Genomic DNA, 19,245 nt, shown 5'->3' with positions numbered 1-19,245 from the left:
TTTGCCGGTCAGCCTATGGCGAATGCTGGAGGGCGCCAGCTCCTACAGGTAGCTGTCCGGTCAGACAGCTACCGGCAGGTCGTTCGACGCGGCGTTTTTGGAGAGGGGGCTACGGTTGCCGCCCTCGGGACGGGTGTGTCGTCACGCGGCCGCCAGTTGCTGCTGCAGCGGCGGCGAAGGCTGCGCGGCGCGCACAAATTCGGGCAGAAAGGTGCGGCGCGTGCCGTTCGCAAACTCCACTGTCACAGCGTGCGAATTGGCTTCGACCACCTGGCCTGCGCCATAGCGGCGCGCACGCACCGCCTGGCCGCTGGTGAAGCTGGGTTTGGCGGTGACGGGCGGGCGGACCTCGATGGGGCGCTCCGGCATGGCCACGGCAGGTGCGAGGTGTTTCAACGCCGCCATGCGCCGGCAGTTGTCGCACCGGCCGCAGCCGTCGAACGGGGGCTCCTCACCCAGGGCGGACAGCACGGCGTGCCAGCGGCATCGCCCGCCCTGGGCGTAAGCCACCATCGCCTCGAGCGTCTCTCCGTCCTGCTCGCGCCGGCGCCGGTAGCCGTACAGCAGCTTTTCCAGGGCATCGCCGCTCAGCTCTCGTGCCACGCCAAAGCGCCCGGAGCGGTCGCGCCGCACGACCTTGTGGCTGCGCAGCAGGCTCAAACCCACCAAGGTCTTGGCCCGCGGCCGTGCGACAGCGTCGACGATGGCGTCGGCCGTCCAACCGCCTTCCGGTGCTGCCTGGTGCAGCAGCGTGTGCACCGCCTGCAGGTCGTCCAGCGTCGGGTAGCGGCCGGACATGAAGAACTGCTGCAGCGACCGGTCCTGCCGTACGTACAGCAGCGTGCATTGCGAGTCGTTCCCGTCGCGGCCCGCGCGGCCTGCCTCCTGGTAGTAGGTGTCCACGCTCGCGGGCATCTGGTAGTGCAGCACGAACCGGATGTCGGGCTTGTCGATGCCCAGGCCGAAAGCGTTGGTGGCCACCATCACACGCACCTTGCCGTCCATGAAGGCGTCCTGCGCCTCGGCGCGCCGGGCCGCGGGCAGCTTGCCGTGGTACAGGCCCACGCTTTCACCCGCCGCCGCCAGCTTGTCGTACAGCTCTTGGGCGCTCTTGACCGTTGATGCGTACACCACCCCGGTGCCCTCGGTGGCAGCGATGTATTGCAGCGCGCGCGGCAGCCGATCTGCCGACCGTGACAGCTGCTCCACGGCGAGCTGAAGGTTCGGGCGGTAGGCACCGGCCTGAATGATGTTGCCGGACGCGATGCCGAACTGCGCCACGATTTCCTTCATCACCGCGGGCTTGGCGGTGGCGGTCAGCGCGAGCACGGCCGGCCGGCCCAGCGCCCGGACGGCGGGCGCAATCTCCAGAAACGCAGGCCGGAAGTCATGGCCCCATTGGGAAATGCAGTGCGCCTCGTCCACCACCAGCAGGCTCACCGTGTGCCGCGCCAGTGCGGCGGTGAGCGAAGGGTCGGCCATCTGTTCGGGCGTGGTCAGCACGATGCGGGCGCTGCCGTCGTCAATGGCTGCACGCGCGGCGCTCAGTTCCTCGGCCGAGATGGCGCTGTTGACCTGCACCGCCGCCACCCCCAGGCCCCGCAGCGTGTCGCATTGGTCTTTCATCAAGGCCACCAGGGGGGACACCACCACCGTGATGCCGGGCAGCAGCACCGCAGGCAACTGGTAGCAGAGCGACTTGCCCGCACCGGTGGGCATCACTGCCAGGGTGCTGGCCCCTTGCAGCACGCGCTGCACCACGTCCCATTGCCCGGGCCGCAGGCGCTTGAGCCCGAAAACCTTCTTCAAGGTCTTTTGAATGTTGGCAGGTACCGGGGCCGGAATGGGCGTGGCGCTAGCCACGGCGGAGGCTTGGGATGTGGTGGTCATCGTCGAAGTGGATCTGTGGAAGCCGGACAACACGGGCATTTCAGGGTTGCGGTCGGCGTAAAGGCATGGCCGATGGGCAGGGGGAAATGGCGCAGGCGCGCGTCTTAAGCTGTTTGGGGAGAAGCACGCTGCGATGGCGCGGCAGCGCCATGCAGCACCCGCACAAATTCACGTGTGGCTTCCAGGCCCGCGGGTGTCCAGTGCAGCGCAGGCGCCAGGGCTTGCTGCAGCAGCTGGCGCTGCGCTTCACCTTGCAGCGATGGATACCGCTCACGAAAGATCGCAAGGTCGGCATCGAGCGACGCGTCGCTGGGCCCCTGCGCACCGCCCCGGGCTTGACGCAGCCTTTCAGCGACCCGAAAGCTCATCAGGCGGCGGGGGCCTGCTGCCGCTTGCGCGCCATCCGCGGCCGCCGCACCCGCCGTTTCAAACGCCGCGCCGTCGGCGCTGTCGGCGCCCCGGATCCAGTCGTGGATGACCTGCAGCTCATAGCCAGAAAATACGCCGAACATTTCCGCGCGCTCGCCTTGCAGCAGCTTCCAGAATCGGCTCTCGTCCACCGGCCGGTTCCTCTTGATCCAGCCGTTGCGCTCAAGCGCTGCCAGGAAGGTCGACATCTCCTCGGGAACCGACAGCCAGTCGTTCACGCTGCGGCCCTCCACTTTGCAAAAGTCCGAATGTGCGCCGTTGCCGGCCGGGGACTTGTGCGCCATGATGCGGACCACTTCGGCCTCGATGTCGAAGCCCTGGATCACATCCATGGTGCTCACGCCAAGGTTGCCCAGCTTGGCGCCGGCCCGCACCCGCTGCCAGTATTCGCCGCCGTCAGGCATGCGGGGGGCGGCCTCCAGCGCTGCCTGGCAGGCGCGGCGCGCGTGCCCGGTGTCGGCGTTGTCGACGGTGACGTGCAGCGTGAAGTAATACGGGTCGATGCCCAGCTCGTTGAGCTCGTACGATGTGATGAGCAGGTGCAGCGGCAACTGCTCGTACGCCAGGTTGAAGCCGATGACTTCGGGCAGGAAGTCCTGCGCGTTCCATCCCAGCGCCAACTGGATCAGCCCTTGCTCATACAGCGCATCGGGCAGGCCATCGACCGGGTCCAGCCCGTAGCGTGACAGCAGGTTGCGGTAGAGCGTCACATGGTTCTTGTCCGGCTCCCCGTTGCCCAGCTCTTCGAGGTAGGTCGTGACCAGGTTGGACAGGCGCGGGTTGGCTGCGTGCGCGCACAGGCCGTAGAGCCACGCACCGTCGACCAGTTTGGTGGGGGATACCTGCCGCAGAAAGTACAGCGCATGCGCGCGGTTGCCGAAGTAACGCCGCGGGGCACCTTCCTTGCGCGATTGCAGGTAGGACTGGTATTGGGTGTGAACGCGCTCCACGTTGGTGGTCATCCAGGTGGTGAGGTCGGCAGGGTCGGCGGGCAGGTCATCCATGTGCGTACCGGTGCGCTCCAGCGCTCCTGCCAGCATCTCTGCCGATTGCGCGATGTCATTGGCGGACGGAATTCCATCGGCAAGCCGGCCATACAGGTGCTGGAAAGAACGTCCTTCGTCGTTGCAGCAGTTGCTGGGAGTCCGAGCCCACGGCGCAGCCATCGGGAGGTCGGGACGATCGGAGAGTTCCTTCAGGATGGCAGACATGGAATGTGCGTGAGAGTGAGAAGTCTCCAGCATCGTGCCCGCCGATAACCGGTGGCATCGGGCCATACGCCAACACCGCGTGGGCACTCTCCTACGGCGGCGGCACGGCGCAAGGCACAGCGCACTCAGCCCAGCCATCCCAGGCGCTGCAGCCGCTCCCACTCGCCGCCCAGCTCCAGGCGCTCCCCGATGTCTCGGCGGTATCGGAGGTTGGGTACCACCACACCCTGTGCCACCCGCAGTGCCTGCGCATTGGCGCGACCTGGCGTGTCGCCGATGCCGGTGGCCACGCCCACATAGCCCGTGGTACCGCTCGTCACCAGATGGCCGCCGTGCAGAGCGACCTCTGCAAAGTGCAGCGCCGCGCGATCATCCCGGGACAGCGTGCTGCGCAGGTGGATGGGCAGGCCCCTGGACAGCTCGGCGTATCCGTGCCGATAGGGGAATGGCGGCACCGTCAGCACCACGCCCGCAGCGAACCCCGGGTGGGTGCGAAAGTGCAGTGCGCTTCGCTGGACCATGGCAGAAAAGATGGTCTCCCACGGGTCTGCGTGCAGCGCCTCGCAGATCGCAAAACCCGGGTATCCGAAACGGCTGGTGAACTCCAGTGGCCACAGCCCGCTTTCGTTGGCGATCAGGTTGACGTTGATGTACCCGCAGTAGCCGCCATCCCTAAGCACGGGGGCCAAGGGGGCCAGCACCGTGTCGAACAGCCGCTGCGACCACTGGTAGGACACGATGGTGCCCATCTCGCCCGTCAGTTCCCCAAGGTCGCCCGGAAAGAACCGCTTGTGTTCGAAATCGATGCACGCGGGGCTCAGGAAAGCGTGTCCGTTGAAGTACCCACCCACGCCCACCTCCACGCCTTCCAGGTATTCCATGAGCACAAAATCATCCCGATCCTGGCCATTGCCTTGGGGGCTGGCCGAAGCGGCTGTCGCGCTCGACCGGGCGTAGTGCGCGAGCAGCGCGATCACGTCCAGGCCGTCCGGTGCCACCCCGACATAGTTGCGCGTGCGCACGGCGTCGGCGCCGTTGAGCTTGAGCACATAGCGGGCGGGCCGCTCGTGGATGAAGGCGATCGCGGTGGCATGGTCGGCAAACCGGTGGCTGGCCGCCGTGTGCAGGCCGATGGATCGCAGCACGGCCTGGCCGAACTCCCGGTCGGCCTCCAGCCGGTCGCCGAACGCGCTGCCGCCGATGGCGTGGAATCCCTCTCGGCGCAACGCGTCCTGCGTGGCGCCGTCGCTGGCAGACTCGAAAAGTGCGATCCCGTCGTCGCCCGCCTCCCGAAGCCAGCCCAGCTCCTGTTGCCAATCGTCGGTGCGATCCAGCAGGCCCGCAAACACATCGTGATAGTCCGGGTCGCGCACGAACACCCGCACGTCGTGGCCCCGTTGCGCCAGGCCGAGGTACATCGCGGCCAGGTCATGGGTGTCCCCGATGCCGAGGAACCTCATGGCTTGCGCACCACCACGCCCACGGCAGCGATGCGGTCCACCTCCGCGTACGCGGGGTTTTGCAGCTCCTCGCCGAAGACGTCCGGGTCGAGTTCCTCGTAGGTCCAGTTGCACGCCTGCGCGGCAAGCTCCGACGCGATGGCTTCGCCCAGATGATCCACCCCGTGCGAGATGGATGAACCCGTGTACAGAACCAGGCGGCCCCCCGGCGCCAGCCGGGGACAGCCCTCGCGCAGGATGCGGATGGACAGCGCTTCACCCCATCGGCCGCCACCGTGGCGGTACAGCCTTTGGGCGCCATCGTTCAGGTAGGGCGGGTTGGCCACGATGAAGTCGAATTCACCCTCGACGCTGCTGAACAGGTCTCCCTGGCGGAAGGTAGTGCCGGGCACGCCGGCCAGTTCAGCGCTGGCTTGCGCGAACCGCAGTGCCAGGGGGCTGATGTCCGCCAGCACCAGGTTGGCAGGCGCTGGGCGGTCATGGGTTGCAGCCACCAGGCCACCGGCACCGGATCCACAGCCCATGTCGAGCACGCGGGATCCGCCATGCAACGGGGCCATAGTGAGCTGGCGCCGGATCAGCGCGGCAAAGCGGTAAGTGTCCGGGCCGAAGAACACGGACTCGTTGTGAAGCGTCGGAAACGCAGAGTGGGGAAAGATGAGGTCCCCCAGCGTGGAGAACCGCACTGTGGCGCGCAGCAGGTGTACTCCCCACTCCTGCACCAGTGCCGCGCGCTGGAGGTGGGCGACCACCTCGGGTGGCAACAGCGTCGGCGCAAAAGGCAGGTTCCACCCGAAGACGTCCCTCGGATCGTGTGCCGTCGCATCAGCGCGGCGGCCCAGCACCACCGCATGCGTCGCGGGCGTGGGCGTCACGAACCTGTAGTTCACGGACTGCAACCAGCGGCCGATGTCCACCAGCGCAGCGGGTTCAACCGGGTTCATGGCGGTGCACCCAGGTGCTCAGCTCAGCGGCCGCTGGCGAACCCGATCTCTATGCCCTCGGGAGCCTCGCCGGTCTCGGTCAGCGCAAAGTTCAACAGCGCGACATCCGTGGCCATGGCGTTGCGCCGGCCATCGCCGCCGATCCGGAAATGCGCAGTCGGGCTGTTGGCCAACTGGAGCGTGGAGGCAAACGCATGGGACGGGAGGATCAGCGTGCCGATGGCTGCGTTGTCGACCAGCTCGAACGACGGCAGCATCACATCGTCCGACTCCGCGAACCCGATCTTGAGGAACGTGCGGAAGGTGCCCGCACGCATGCCGGACAGCTCGATGAAGCCACTGGCCAGGGGAATGGTGAAGCCCTCGGCATTGAAGGTGTCGATGCCGGAGAGCACGGCCGCACGCACGTGCTTGACCTTGGTGACGACATAGCCATCCCAGTCCGGCTGGTGGGTCTGAGCCCTTTGGAGATTCGATCCCCACTGGTGGGGGAGAGATGTGGTCATGGTGGCCTCTAGAAGGCGGTAGGCGCCTCGCAGCTAAGTCAATGGATGAAACGATGCTCGCGGGCACACCTGCGCGGGTCTGTAGGAACATGCCTATACCTCTGACAGCCAGTCTCGCCAGGGCCTGGGCTGAAGGCGCGCGGAGCCCCGGTGACCTCCGCGGGCGTGGGCATGCGGGACGGGGGGCGGGGCGTCATGGCGCAGCGGACTCCATCAGTCGGCCGGCATCGTCGTCCAGAGTGTGGTGCGACACCCAGTCCACGATGCGTGCCGCGGCATCGGCCCTGCAAGCGGGGGTGCCTTCACCGAGAAAACCGTGGCCCTCCTGGGGGTAGAGCACCAGTTCACCCGGGGTTTCTCCGCCGCACATGAAAGCCACGAACAGCTCCTCGGACTGGCCCTGCGGGCACCGCGCGTCCGCTTTGCCCTGCATGAAGAGCGTGGGTGTCGTGGCGCTCCCGATGTACTGCACCGGCGAGTGGTGCCGGGCCTTCTCGCGGTCGAAACGCGGGGCTGTCGCCATGGAGAACGGGTCCACGTAGTAGCCGCTGTCGGACGTCCCGTAGTGGGTCTCGACATTGCCCACCGGTGCCATGACCACGGCGGCCTTGAACATCTCGGTGTGGCCGATGGCCCAGGCAGAGAGGTAGCCCCCATAGGACTTGCCGCAGACTGCCAGGCGCTCATCGCAGATGCCTTGCGCCTTCAGGTCTTCGATGGCGGCGAGGTGCTGCGGCAGGTCATGCGTGCCCCAGTGGCCTTTCAGCGCGTGTGCGAATTCGTGTCCGAAACTGGCGGAGCCTGCGGCATTGAGCGCCAGCACCGACCACCCCTGCGAGCACAGCACATGCCAGTAGACGGCCGTGTCGAAGTCCAGCAGCGCATAGCTGGCCGGTCCTCCATGGATGTCGTTGAGCAGCGGAGACGGTCCCGCGGCAGCTTCGGCCCTGAGCAGCCAGCCTTCGATCTCCTGGACTTCCCCGTCGCCGCCGGGTACCTGGAACGACATCGCCTGCGCCTGGATAGGGGTCCTGTCGTCCCACCATGGGTTGAGGCGGCTGATCTGGCGCAGGCTGGCTGCGCTGTCCTGTGCACGGCAGACATGCAGCTCGGACGGCAAGGACGGGTGGTGGATGGACATCGCGAAGTGTGTGCCGGTGGAACCGAACGCACCCAGCTGGTGGTCTTTGGCGAGCAGCACATGCAGATGGCCCTCCAGCGTGATCTGCGCAATCTCGTGACGGCCCCGATGGGCGCGCACAAAGGCGATGCTGTGGTCCCCCTCCGGCCAATGCACAGATGCGGGGTCTGCGACTTCCACATCGCCGAGCTGGCGCGCCTTGCCGGTCTGAGTGTCGAACAGCCACAAGCGAACCTCCGCATCACCCGCCAGCACCGCACCCGTGAAGGCGATGTAGCGCCCTGACGGAGACCACACCGGCTGCATGGCGTGGGTGTGGCTTTCGGTCAGGCGGGTGTGCCTGGCGCCATCCGCACTGCAGACCCACAGGTCCGTGGCATGGGCCAAGCGCCCATCCCGCGTGCGCACATAGGCCAGTTGCGTTCCATCGTGCGACACGTCATGGGCCAGCACGTTGAAGGCACCATCGGACAGGGGCGTGGCGTCGCCACTCGCCACATCGACCCTGAACAAGTGGATCTCACGCGCCAGCAGATAGCCGACGCCATCGGACTTGTAGGGCAATTTCCACGCGACTTCGGCGGGGCTTTGGCGGGCGGGCGCGTCGCGCGGGGCGCGCGCGCCGCGCAGATCGGGGTTCACACTGACCGACGCCGTCACCACGAGCGACTTGCCGTCGGGCGCCCAGCACGGGCTCGCCACGGATCCGGCGAAGTGGCCGAGCGGCCGTGCCTCTCCCCCCGACATGGGCAGCAGATGGATCTGTGGGCTGCCACCCCGGTCAGAAATGAAGGCCAGCGTCTGCCCGTCCGGAGACCAGCGGGGCGAGTGGTCGCTGCCGGTGCCGTGGGTGATGGGATGGCTTTCGGAGCCGTCGAGCGCAAACATCCATAGTCTGGATTGGTAGCTGTTGCTTAGACGGTTCACGGACCGGACCACGCAGGCCGCGCGCTCCGAGCCGGGTGCACAGTGCAGCGCGGTGATCTTCTGGTGAAGGTGGAGGTCGTCGACCGAAAAAGGGATGGGTGAGGGAGCGTGGGATGGCGGGGTGTCGGTGGTCATGGGTGTGCAGGGGCGAAGGACCCGTGAAAACTAACGCCGCCATCCGGCCGGGTTTGTAGGACGCCCGCCGAAGACACGACCTGGCTGTGATGTCGGAGCGTCAACCGCGCTGTTGCAGTGCCAGCGCTGGCCGTGGTCCTACACCGCAGGCACGCATCGCCCCACAGCCCCGATCTGCGTGCGCTTGAAGACTGAGGGTACAAGCTGGCCGTGATTTTCGCGGGCCGCACGCGGAGATACCCATGACTGCAAAAACCCCATCGCCCGACTACAACCAATATGGCCTCAAGGACACCGACGGGAAGACCGACGATGTCTATGCCAATCGTCCCGGTGGCGAGCAGCCGGGGGTCGGCCCTGCCGACCAGGTCACCGCCTCTGGCCACCGGGTCGGAGCCATAGAGCAGCATCCCGACCCCAAGCCGTCCTCGCGCGCCGGTCAAAAAGTCCTGGGTGAGACGGACGACAAGCAGCGTTGATCCGGTCGCGGCGCTGGCGCTGTCCCCGGAGCCGCCGTGAGCACCTCAGCCGTTGGCGCGGCTTTTTGCCTTGACCTGGGCAAGCACCGCCACGCCCATCAGGGCTCCCATCACGATCAAGGCCCATTCCGACAGCGTGGGAATCGCGGCAGCCCCCGGCGCCGCCAGATGGCCGGGCAGGGTCAGGGTGTCGGTACCGCAGGTGAAGGACGTGAGGCCGTCGATGGTGCCTCGCGTCACCACCCCATTGGGCGCGGTCAGATCGACCGTACCGGCGTCCGGCGGACCGCCGATGAAATTGCTGTTGGCCAGCGGTGCTGCAGCCGTCACCCCGTTGACCGTCAACGACCACCTGACCGGCGGCGTGGTCGCATTGAAGAAGTCGACAAAGTTACAGCTGATGCCTGTCCAGGTCAATGTCCAGTCTGTGCCCGAACGCGTTACCGTCGCAGCAATCGTGGCCGACCAGCCCACGGTGGCCATGCCTAGCAGCGAGGCCATGACCGCGTTGCGCCCAACTACTACCCACCGCCGTCCTGCCCGCATATCGATTGGCTCCCAAAGCTGATGCATTGACCCCCTCGCGCCCGAAAGGCCGGTGCACCGTCCACAACGGCGCGGGTTTTCAGGCTTTCCAGACGGCGCGCGTTGGCCGTGCCGTGACGAGAAGGGCGAAGGGGCCATCTTCAGGGGGCCGGCCCGATCCACCAAGACAGGCCTCGTTATCCGAGCCATAAGCGGATCTTTGGCGTTGCTGTGCCCCGGGGGACGCGGGCCGAACCATCCCGCATTTGTGCAGAAAACTGATCACGCCCTGGGTGACTTCGCACCTATCGTCCAGCCATCACCCCACGCCGCAACACCCGGCCCTCTCGATGTCTGGATGCCATGACGACTTCCTACCCTGCGCTCGCCCTGCATGTGGCGGGCCACTGGACCACCCACACCGGCGGCGGCACGCGCCCCGTCGTCAACCCCGCCAGCGGCATGGAGCTGGGGCGGCTACCGCTGGCCGGACCGCAGGAGCTCGCGGCAGCCGCCGAGTCCGCGCTGCGCGGCTACCGCAGCTGGCGCCAGGTGCGGGCGCACGAGCGCTACGGGGCATTGCGGCGTGCGGCCGCGCTGCTGCGGGAGCGCCTGGACCTGGTGGCCACCGTGCTCACGCTGGAGCAGGGTAAGCCGCTGGCCGAGGCGCGGCGCGAGGTGTCGCTGTCGGCGGACATCATCGACTTCCAGGCGGAAGAGGCCAAGCGCCTGTATGGCCGGACGGTGCCGCCCCGCGTGGAGGGCATCTTGTCGCACACCGTGGCCCGCGTGCCCGTGGGGCCGGTGGCGGCCTTCACCGCCTGGAACTTTCCGGTCAACCTGCCCAGCCGCAAGCTCGCCAGCGCCCTGGCGGCGGGCTGCAGCGTGGTGATCAAGCCGGCCGAGGAAACGCCGGGCAGTTGCATGCTGCTGGTGCGTTGTTTCCTCGATGCCGGCGTGCCGGCGGATGCGATCAACCTGGTGTGCGGCGATCCGGGCGAGGTGTCCTCGTTCCTGATCGAGCGCCCTGAAATCGCCAAGGTGTCCGTCACCGGGTCGGTGGCCGTGGGCAAGTTGCTGGGCGCCCAGGCGGCAGCCCATGTCAAGCGCTTCACCGGCGAGCTGGGCGGGCATGCTCCGGTCATCGTCTGCGACGACATGTGCGACGGCGACGCGCTGGACTTCGTGCTCCGGCAATCGGTGGCGGCCAAGTTCCGCAATGCCGGCCAGGTGTGCGCATCGCCCATCCGCTTTTATGTGCCCCGCGGCCACCTGGGCACGTTCGCCGAGCGCTTCAGTGCTGCCGCGCGGGCGTTGCGCCTGGGGCAGGGCGTGGATGTCGCCACGCAGATGGGGCCGTTGACCCATGCGCGCAGGGTGCAGGACATGGAGCGGTTCGTGGACGACGCGGTGGCGCAGGGTGCGCGCCTGCTGGCCGGTGGCCACCGGGTCAGCCGCCCCGGCTTCTTCTTCCAGCCCACGGTGTTCGCCGATGCGCCCGCGCAGTGCCGCCTGATGCAGCAGGAGCCCTTCGGCCCCATGGCCGTGATCCAGCCTTATGACAGCCTGGACAGCGCCATTGAACAAGCCAATGCACTGCCCTACGCGCTGGGCGCCTACGCCTTCACCCGCGACCTGCACACCGCGCACCGGCTGGGCGAGGGCATCGAGGCCGGCATGGTCGGCATCAACCATTTCGGGGTGTCGCAGCCCGAGCTGCCTTTCGGCGGCCACAAGGAAAGCGGCCTCGGCCAGGAGATGGGGCCCGAGGGGCTCCTGCACTACACGGACGTCAAGACCATCACCGTCGGCACGCCTTTTTGAACCAGGACATTCTTCACCATGACGCGCACCATCGAACAGCTCAAGGCAGACAGCGGCCACTACCTGTGGCACCCCATGGCCCATCCCGCCGCCATGAAGAAAACCCCACCGGACATCGTTGCGCGTGGCGAAGGCTGCTGGATCTGGGATGTGGATGGCCACCGGATGCTCGACGGCGTGGGCGGCCTGTGGAGCAGCAACCTGGGCCACAGCGCCCGACCCGTGCGGGACGCCATCGTCGCCCAGCTCGATGAACTGCCGTTCTACAACGTGTTCCGCGGCACCACGCATCCGCGCGCCATCGAGCTGTCGCAGCGGCTGGTCCGGTTGATGCAGCCCGAAGGGGTCTCTGCCGTGCTGTTCTCCAACGGGGGCTCCGACGCGGTCGAGGGCGCGCTCAAGATCGCGCGGCAGTACCACAAGCTGCGTGGCCAGGCCGACCGCTACAAGTTCATCAGCCTGCGCCAGGGCTACCACGGCGTGCACTTCGGCGGCATGAGCGTGAACGGCAACACCAACTTTCGCCGCGCCTACGAGCCGCTGCTGCCGGGGTGCTTTCACATCGACACACCCTGGCTGTACCGCAACCCGTACACCGACGACCCGGTGGCGCTGGGCGAGGTCTGCGCCGAGCTGCTGGAGCGCGAGATCGTCTTCCAGGGGCCCGACACGGTGGCCGCGTTCATCGCCGAGCCGGTGCAGGGCGCCGGCGGTGTGATCGTGCCGCCTGCCAACTACTGGCCGGCCGTGCGCAAGATCTGCGACAAGTACGGCGTATTGCTCATCGCCGACGAGGTGGTCACCGGCTTCGGCCGCACCGGCCATCTGTTCGGCACGCGGCTGTGGGGCGTCAACGCCGACCTGTGGTGCCTGGCCAAGGGCATCAGCTCAGGCTACGTGCCGCTGGGCGCGACCGCGATCTCGGCAAAGGTGGCGCAGGTGTTCGATGAGGACACCACGGGCCAGGCCGCGGTGAGCCACGGCTACACCTACAGCGCCCATCCCGTGGCCGCTGCGGCCGCGCTGGCCACGCTCGACCAGATCGAGGCGCTGGATGTGCCCGGCAACGCGGGCCGGGTAGGCGCCGTGATGCAGGAGCGCCTGCGCCAGCTGGAGCACACCTGCAGCTTCGTCGGCAACGTGCGTGGCGTGGGGCTGATGCTGGGCATCGAGATGGTCCAGGACAAGGCACTGCGCACGCCCATGCCGCGCAGCAGCGACATCCCCGCGCGCGTGGCACGGGAGGCCTACCGGCGCGGCCTGATGGTGCGCATCTCGGGCCCCAACCTCATCCTGTCGCCGCCGCTGGTGATCACGCTGGAAGAGGTGGACCACCTGTGCAGCGCGCTCGAGGCCGCCTTTGCTGCGGTGGAGGCCTCGGCGTGACGCGCCCGCCCGCAGGCCGCCCGCCGGTCATCCTGCTGATCGGCACGGTGGACACCAAGAGCGAGGAGATCGCGTTCCTGCGCGAATCGGTCGGGCACTGCGGCGGCACCGCCCTGGTGATGGATGTCGGCGTGCTGGGCCGCGGCGGTGTCAAGCCCGACGTCCTCAACACCGACGTGGCAGCGGCTGCCGGCGTGAGCCTGCGCCAGGTGATGGACAGTGGCGACGAGAACACGTCCATGCAGCTGATGGCGCGCGGCGCGGCGCTGCTGGCGGCCCAATGGCACATCGAAGGCCGCTTCGACGGAGTGCTCATCCTGGGCGGCACCATGGGTACCGACCTGGCGCTGGATGTGGCCAACGCACTGCCGCTGGGCTGCCCCAAGCTGGTCCTCTCGACCATTGCGTATTCGCCGCTGATACCGCCCGAGCGCATACCGCCCGACCTCATCATGCAGCTGTGGGCGGGCGGGTTGTACGGCCTCAATCGCCTGTGCAAGGCGGCCCTGGGCCAGGCGGCTGGCGCGGTCGTGGGGGCCTGCCGGGCACGCACCGTGCAGGCCGACGCCCGGCCGGTCGTGGGCATGACATCGCTGGGCTCCAGTGCGCTGAGCTACATGAAGCTGCTCAAGCCCGCGCTGGAGGCGCGCGGCTACGAGCTGGCGGTGTTCCACACCACGGGCATGGGCGGCCGCGCCTTCGAGGACCTTGCGCGGCGCGGCTATTTCGCCTGCGTGATGGACTTCAGCCTGCAGGAGGTGGTCAACCACCTGGCGGGCAGCTGCGTGAGTGCGGGCGGTGACCGCCTGCTCGGTGCGGGCAGCGCAGGCGTGCCGCAGATCGTCGCCCCGGGCGCGACGGACATGGTGGACTTCGCGGCCTGGGCCGGCTGCCCCGCTGGGTTCGCACAGCAGCCGGTGCACGACCACAACCGCCTGCTGGCGTCGGTGGGCGCGGGGCACGCGCTGCGGCGCAGCGTGGCCCGCACGGTGGGCGAGCGCCTGGCGCAGTCCCGGGGCCCGGTCTGTCTTTTGCTGCCCACGCGGGGCATCGAGGAGTGGGACCGCCCGGGCGGTGCCATGCACGACCCGCAAGGGCTGGCGGCCTTCATGGACGAGATCGGCATGGCCGCGCCGCCGTCTGCCACGGTGCACCGCGTGGACGCGCACATCAACGACGAAGCGTTCGCGCGGGCTGCCCTCGGCGTGCTCGACGGCTGGGTGCGCGACGGGCTGGTCGCGCCCGGGGTTGCTGCCAAGGGTGCGCAGGAGGTGACGGCATGACGGCCTCTGCCCTGGTGCTCGACTTCGGCGGCGTGATCAGCCGCATGCTGTTCGAGACGCACCCCCTCACGGAAGCCGCGCTGGGCCTGCCCGCCGGTACGCTCACCTGGCGCGGCCCCTTCGATCCCGCCAGCGACCCGCTGTGGCAGGACATGCAGGCCGACCGCATCAGCGAGCGCGATTACTGGATGGCCCGCACCCGCGAAGTGGGGCGCCTGGTGGGTGAAGACTGGCGCAGCATGGAAACCTTGGTGCAGCGGGCCCGCGGGGCCGACGTGCGGGCGGTGATCCGCCCCGAAGCCGTGGCTGCGATAGAGGCTGCGCACGCGGCCGGCAAGCGGCTCGCCATCCTCTCCAATGAACTCGACCTGTTCTACGGCGCCGAGTTTCGCCGCAGGCTGCCCCTGCTGCAGGCGTTCGAAGTGATCGTGGACGCCACCTACACCGGGGTCCTCAAGCCCGATCCGCGCGCCTACGCAGCGGTGACCGATGCGCTGGGCATCCCTGCCGAAGCGTGTGTCTTCGTGGACGACCAGCTGCGCAACATCCAGGGCGGCCTGCGTGCCGGGCTGCAGGCGGTGCATTTCGATGTGCTGCACCCGGCGGCGTCGTTCGGGCGTGCGCTGGACTTGCTGGGCGTGGCCCGGCCGGCCTTGCTGGCGGCCTGAGCCGCCGCCCTCCCATCACTTCTTTCCAGACCATGACCTCTACCGTTTCAGGCGTTTCCTGCGCCCGCATTGCCGAACTGATGCGCGCCGAACAGTCAGACTACGCGGCCACCCATGCCCGCTCGGGGGCTCTGTACGCCCAGGGCAAGGGCAGCTGGCTCTACGGTGCCCCTTCCCACTGGATGCGCCGCTGGATCGGTGGCTGGCCGGTGTACATCGACGGCACGCCGCGCCCCTACGGCGTGCGCTTTGCGGACGTCGACGGCAACGAGTATGTGGACTTCTGCCTGGGCGACACCGGCGGCATGTGCGGCCATGGCCATCCGGCGGTGGTCGAGGCCATGGCCCGGCAGGCCCGGGTGGGCACGTCGCTGATGCTGCCCAACGGCGATGCCGAATGGGTGGGCGAAGAGCTGCAGCGCCGCTTCGGCCTGCCCTACTGGAACCTCACCACATCCGCCACCGACGCCAACCGGGCCTGCATCCGCCTGGCGCGCATGATCACCCACCGCCCCCGCGTGCTGATCTTTTCCGGCGCCTACCACGGCAACGTGGAGGAAGCGCATGTGGAGCTGCGCGAAGGGGCGCTGCACATGCGCAACGGGCTGCACCACAACTTCTTCCCGCACCAGGACCTGTCGGCGGTGGTGGAGTTCAACGATGTGGCGGCGCTGGAAGCCGCGCTGCGCCAGGGCGATGTGGCCTGCGTGCTGGCCGAGCCGGCCATGACCAACTACGGCATGATCGCGCCGCAACCGGGCTTTCATGCCGAACTGCGCCGCCTCACCCGCGAGACGGGCACGGTGCTCATCATCGACGAGACCCACACCATCTCCAGCGGACCGGGCGGCGCGACGCGCACCATGGGGCTCACGCCCGACATGTTTGTGCTGGGCAAGGCCATCGCGGGCGGTATTCCGGCCGCGGCGTTCGGCCTGTCGCAGGCCATGGCCGAACGGGTGTGGCAGGTGCTGCCTCCCGTGCACCCCACCGTGCGCCAGAGCGCCCATGCCGGCATGGGCGGCACGCTGGCGGGCAATGCCCTGACCGTGGCGGTGATGCGGGCCGTGCTGAGCGAGGTGCTGACCGATGGGGCGTTCGAGCGGATGCTGGTGCTCAGCGCCCGCTTGCACCAGGGCGTGGCCGACACCATCGCACGCCACCGCCTGCCGTGGCATGCCACTCGGGTCGGCGCGCGCGTGGAAACCATGTTCGCGTCCGACGAGCCGCGCAATGCGAGCGACGTCAAACAGCACCGCCACGGCGAGCTGGAAGCACTGCTGCACCTGTACCTGATGAACCGCGGTGTGCTCATCACCCCGTTCCACAACATGATGCTCTGCTGCCCCGGAACGCAAGCGCAGGACGTGGACCAGCACAACCGTGCTTTCGACGCCCTCGTGCGTGATCTGCTGGCCTAGTGGCCATGCCGGGACGACGACCTTGAGGTGGGCGAACCCCACCGCAGCGCCGGCATCGCCCCGAATCCGGTCAGTCCGTGATCCATCCGTGGTGGGCCACGCGCCATTTGCCATCGATGAGCCGCATCGGCAATGCGCTGCGGTTGAGCGCATGCCTTCCATCGGCCGCCACGCGCAGCGGATGGGCCATCATGCCCCCGCTCCACAGCGTCGTGCGCTCCAGCGTATCGGCGACAGAGGCCCGGGTGATGGGGCCTTCCATGCCCCTCATCACCTGCACCAGGGCACGTGCAGCGATGTAGCCGCCCTGCGACAGCGAACTGGGCTCGATCTGGCTGGCGACGAGCAGCCGGCGCCAGTCGGTGGTCTGCATGGAGCTGCTGGACCAGGGGTCGAACTCGGCCATGGCGTAGATGGCTTCGGTCGTGGCCAGGTCGCTCAGCCGCCGTGCGGTGTGGGACGTATAGGAGGCGGTGAGCAGCACCACGGGGATGCCGGCGAGCGCGGGGTGGCTCTCGCGCATCCATGCGAGCGACGGGCCTTCGGGGCCGGTGTAGACCACCGCCTGGCATTGGCGCGCGGCCACGCGCTGCACCACCGCCGGCAAAGCGTCTTCCAGTCGGTACACATCCAGCGACGGCGTGGCTGCCTTCATGCGGCGGGACCAGTCGTTCACGGCCTGCGTGAAGGCGTCTGTCATGCCGGGCAGGGCCGGAGACACCACGCAGATCCTGGCGCGCTGCAGCACCTGGTGCACAAAGGTCAGGGCGTTGGCGGTGGATACGTAGGGGCCGGCATTCATGGGCGCGATGTGCGACGACGCAAAGCAGGCGGGATCCACACCCGCTCCGGGCAGGTTGAACAGCCGGGCCTGGGCATAGCGTGCGTGGTTCACCCCGCACTCCAGAACGCTCGAACCACCGGCCAGCGCGACCACGCGCACATCGTCGATCAGCGCCGCCGCGCCCTGGCGGGCAACGTCCGGACGCATCTGGTCGTCGACCACGGTGTAGTCGATGCGGCGCCCCTGGATGCCGCCGGCGGCATTCACCGTGTCGAAATAGGCGCGGGCCGCCTGCACGCTGGCGGACGACGCGCCGGGGCCGCTCAGGCTGCTCACGGCGCCCACCACGATGGGCGGCTTGTCGGCCGCCTGTGCGCAGGTGCCGGCACACAGTGCCAGGCTTGCGGCGGCGACGGCATCTCTCATGGCGCGGCCACCCGCGGGGGCCACAGGCCCCACAGCCCGCGCGGCGCGAACAGGCTCACGGCCATGGCCACGCAGCCCATCGCGATGAGGTACCAGCCGCCGGAGATTCCGAGGGACACGGCGAGCACCTCCCGCAGGGCAAACCACACCAGCACGCCCACCACCGGCCCCGCGATCGTGCCGATGCCGCCGATCATGGTGGCAAACAGCATCATCACGACCCAGTTGATGTCGAACGCGGAGCCCGGCACCAGGAACATGCCGCCCATGAAATACACCGCGCCCGCCAGCGCGCAGACCGCGCCGGAGATCACGAAGGTGACCAGCCGCACGCGCTGCACGTCGATGCCCACGCTGCGCGCTGCCACCTCGTTGTCCCGCACCGCCGTCACGGCCAGGCCCAGCCGGGACTGCATCAGCAGGTACAGGCCGGCGATGGAGCCGGCGCCGAGCGTGCAGGCCAGCCAGAAGCTCACCCGGGCGAACAGCTCCACGTCGTCCAGCGTGGACATGTCCAGCGTCAGGCCCGCATTGCCGCCCAGCCACGCCGTCTTGGAGACCACCAGCGTGACGATCTCCGCCACCACCCAGATGCCGATGGAAAAGTACGCATCGCGCAGGCGAAACAGCGCGGGGGCGACCACCATCGCCGCCAGCGCGCCCAGCACACCCGTCGCTGGCAGCAGCAGGTAGGGCGACAGGCCCGTGCGTTGCGTGAAATCGAACAGCGCATACGCGCCGATGCCGATGAACAGCTGGTGCCCCAGCGACAGCAGGCCGCCATAGCCGGCCAGCAGGTTCCACATCTGCGCCATGCACAGGGCCAGGAGCACCTCGCTCGCCAGCCGCATCATGCCGGCATCCAGCCAGCGGGGCGCGAGGGTCGCCAGCGCGGCGGTGGGCAGCAGCCAGGCCAGCACGGTGAGGGCGGGCCGCTTCATGGTCGACCCCCTGGCAGGCCGGTGGGCTTGAGGATGAGGGTGCACAGGAACAGCAGGTGCGCGTACAGCGAGCCGGCATTGGAGTCGATGCGCTGGCCCACCAGCTGGGCCACTCCCAGCACCAGGCCGCCCGCCATGGCGCCCCAGAAAGAGCCCATGCCGCCGATGATCACGACCTCGAACGCGATGAGCATGCGTTCCACGCCCGAGAACGGCGTGAACAGCGTGCGCTGCGCGAGCAGGTAGCCTGCGCCCATTGCAAAGGCCGCAGCCAGCCCCATCACCTGGCAGAACACCTGCTCGGGCTTGACGCCCATCAGGCGCACCATGTCAGGAAAGTCCGCCGTGGCGCGCACGATGCGGCCGAAGTCGGTGCGCCGCAGCACCCACTGCAGCGTGGCGAACAGGGCCAGCGCCAGCCCCAGCATCAGCACCGGGTACACGCCCACTGAAATGCCGAAGAGGTCCAGGCTGGCGCTGCCCAGTCCCCCCGCATCCACGGCGCGGGAGTCCGCGCCGAACAGCTCGACCATGCCGTTGCGCAGCAGCACCGACAGGCCGAAGGTGAGCACCATGGGCGTGAGCACGTTGCCCGTGCGCACGGCCCGGTTGAGCACGCACGCCTGCAGCAGCCAGCCGAACACATAGCCCAGCACCACCACGGGCAGCAGCATCGCCCACACCGGCACCTGGCTGAACCAGCCCACCAGAAAGAAGCCCGCGTAGGCGCCGAGCACGATGAACTCGCCGTGCGCCAGGTTCACCACCCGCATCACGCCGAACACCAGTGCCAGCCCCAGCCCGAACAGCGCATACAGCCCGCCCAGCAGCAGGCCGTTGATCAATGTCGATATCCATTCCATGT

The 19,245-nt window shown here is 68.3% G+C and carries 16 protein-coding genes; 6 read left to right on the top strand and 10 right to left on the bottom strand.

From position 1 onward, the window contains the following. Positions 1 to 141: 141 nt before the first annotated feature. The 6 genes from ACSQ3D_RS12410 to ACSQ3D_RS12385 form a co-directional block, all read right to left on the bottom strand. On the bottom strand, positions 142 to 1,890 hold the full coding sequence (locus ACSQ3D_RS12410) for a RecQ family ATP-dependent DNA helicase (RefSeq protein ID WP_436127097.1): 1,749 nt from the start codon (positions 1,888 to 1,890) through the stop codon (positions 142 to 144). A 104-nt stretch (positions 1,891 to 1,994) separates the two neighbouring features. Further along, positions 1,995 to 3,485, bottom strand: a complete 1,491-nt coding sequence (locus ACSQ3D_RS12405) for an iron-containing redox enzyme family protein (RefSeq protein ID WP_436127212.1) — start codon at positions 3,483 to 3,485, stop codon at positions 1,995 to 1,997. Positions 3,486 to 3,655: 170 nt separating this feature from the next. Next, positions 3,656 to 4,990: a phosphoribosylamine--glycine ligase gene (locus tag ACSQ3D_RS12400; RefSeq protein WP_436127096.1), complete on the bottom strand. Its 1,335-nt coding sequence runs from the start codon at positions 4,988 to 4,990 to the stop codon at positions 3,656 to 3,658. After that, positions 4,987 to 5,934 (bottom strand): methyltransferase, encoded by a 948-nt coding sequence (locus tag ACSQ3D_RS12395; protein WP_436127095.1) that lies wholly within the window; start codon positions 5,932 to 5,934, stop codon positions 4,987 to 4,989. Before ACSQ3D_RS12395 ends, ACSQ3D_RS12400 begins: the two co-directional genes overlap by 4 nt. 23 nt (positions 5,935 to 5,957) lie before the next feature. Further along, positions 5,958 to 6,440, bottom strand: a complete 483-nt coding sequence (locus ACSQ3D_RS12390) for a hypothetical protein (RefSeq protein WP_056417307.1) — start codon at positions 6,438 to 6,440, stop codon at positions 5,958 to 5,960. Between the two features lie 193 nt (positions 6,441 to 6,633). After that, positions 6,634 to 8,643, bottom strand: coding sequence for a S9 family peptidase (locus tag ACSQ3D_RS12385; protein ID WP_436127094.1), 2,010 nt, complete (start codon positions 8,641 to 8,643; stop codon positions 6,634 to 6,636). A gap of 242 nt (positions 8,644 to 8,885) precedes the next feature. Here ACSQ3D_RS12385 and ACSQ3D_RS12380 point away from each other — a divergent pair, with 242 nt between their 5' ends. Next, the gene (locus ACSQ3D_RS12380; RefSeq protein ID WP_396503306.1) at positions 8,886 to 9,122 is read left to right on the top strand and encodes a hypothetical protein; all 237 of its coding nucleotides are present in this window, start codon (positions 8,886 to 8,888) and stop codon (positions 9,120 to 9,122) included. Between the two features lie 45 nt (positions 9,123 to 9,167). Here ACSQ3D_RS12380 and ACSQ3D_RS12375 read toward each other — a convergent pair whose 3' ends face one another. After that, the gene (locus tag ACSQ3D_RS12375; RefSeq protein ID WP_436127093.1) at positions 9,168 to 9,623 is read right to left on the bottom strand and encodes an IPTL-CTERM sorting domain-containing protein; all 456 of its coding nucleotides are present in this window, start codon (positions 9,621 to 9,623) and stop codon (positions 9,168 to 9,170) included. Between the two features lie 387 nt (positions 9,624 to 10,010). On the opposite strand from ACSQ3D_RS12375, the gene ACSQ3D_RS12370 reads away from it, so the two are divergent. The 5 genes from ACSQ3D_RS12370 to ACSQ3D_RS12350 are packed head-to-tail and all read left to right on the top strand — an operon-like array spanning position 10,011 to position 16,229. After that, on the top strand, positions 10,011 to 11,471 hold the full coding sequence (locus ACSQ3D_RS12370; protein ID WP_436127092.1) for an NAD-dependent succinate-semialdehyde dehydrogenase: 1,461 nt from the start codon (positions 10,011 to 10,013) through the stop codon (positions 11,469 to 11,471). An 18-nt stretch (positions 11,472 to 11,489) separates the two neighbouring features. Next, on the top strand, positions 11,490 to 12,857 hold the full coding sequence (locus ACSQ3D_RS12365; RefSeq protein ID WP_436127091.1) for an aminotransferase class III-fold pyridoxal phosphate-dependent enzyme: 1,368 nt from the start codon (positions 11,490 to 11,492) through the stop codon (positions 12,855 to 12,857). Then, entirely contained in the window at positions 12,854 to 14,140 is a 1,287-nt protein-coding gene (locus tag ACSQ3D_RS12360; protein ID WP_436127090.1) for a Tm-1-like ATP-binding domain-containing protein, read from the top strand. The genes ACSQ3D_RS12365 and ACSQ3D_RS12360 overlap by 4 nt, the downstream gene beginning before the upstream one ends. Beyond that, positions 14,137 to 14,808, top strand: a complete 672-nt coding sequence (locus ACSQ3D_RS12355) for an HAD-IA family hydrolase (RefSeq protein WP_436127089.1) — start codon at positions 14,137 to 14,139, stop codon at positions 14,806 to 14,808. Before ACSQ3D_RS12360 ends, ACSQ3D_RS12355 begins: the two co-directional genes overlap by 4 nt. Before the next feature lie 32 nt (positions 14,809 to 14,840). After that, positions 14,841 to 16,229, top strand: coding sequence for a transaminase (locus ACSQ3D_RS12350; protein ID WP_436127088.1), 1,389 nt, complete (start codon positions 14,841 to 14,843; stop codon positions 16,227 to 16,229). A gap of 70 nt (positions 16,230 to 16,299) precedes the next feature. On the opposite strand, the gene ACSQ3D_RS12345 is transcribed toward ACSQ3D_RS12350, so the two are convergent. Genes ACSQ3D_RS12345 through ACSQ3D_RS12335 form a run of 3 tightly spaced genes read right to left on the bottom strand, consistent with a single transcriptional unit; the run spans position 16,300 to position 19,243 of the window. Beyond that, complete coding sequence (locus ACSQ3D_RS12345) at positions 16,300 to 17,439, bottom strand: ABC transporter substrate-binding protein (RefSeq protein ID WP_436127087.1); 1,140 nt, start codon at positions 17,437 to 17,439, stop codon at positions 16,300 to 16,302. Continuing rightward, positions 17,436 to 18,380 carry a branched-chain amino acid ABC transporter permease gene (locus tag ACSQ3D_RS12340; protein ID WP_436127086.1) on the bottom strand — a complete coding sequence of 315 codons (945 nt, stop codon included), beginning with the start codon at positions 18,378 to 18,380 and terminating at the stop codon, positions 17,436 to 17,438. Before ACSQ3D_RS12340 ends, ACSQ3D_RS12345 begins: the two co-directional genes overlap by 4 nt. Next, a complete protein-coding gene (locus ACSQ3D_RS12335; RefSeq protein ID WP_436127085.1) occupies positions 18,377 to 19,243 on the bottom strand; it encodes a branched-chain amino acid ABC transporter permease in 867 nt (288 codons plus the stop codon). The genes ACSQ3D_RS12340 and ACSQ3D_RS12335 overlap by 4 nt, the downstream gene beginning before the upstream one ends. Between the last annotated feature and the right edge of the window lie 2 nt (positions 19,244 to 19,245).

Source organism: Acidovorax sp. LjRoot117 (assembly GCF_964252695.1).
In the GTDB taxonomy this organism is placed as follows: Bacteria; Pseudomonadota; Gammaproteobacteria; order Burkholderiales; family Burkholderiaceae_C; genus Acidovorax.
This window is presented reverse-complemented; position numbering and strand designations above follow the sequence as displayed.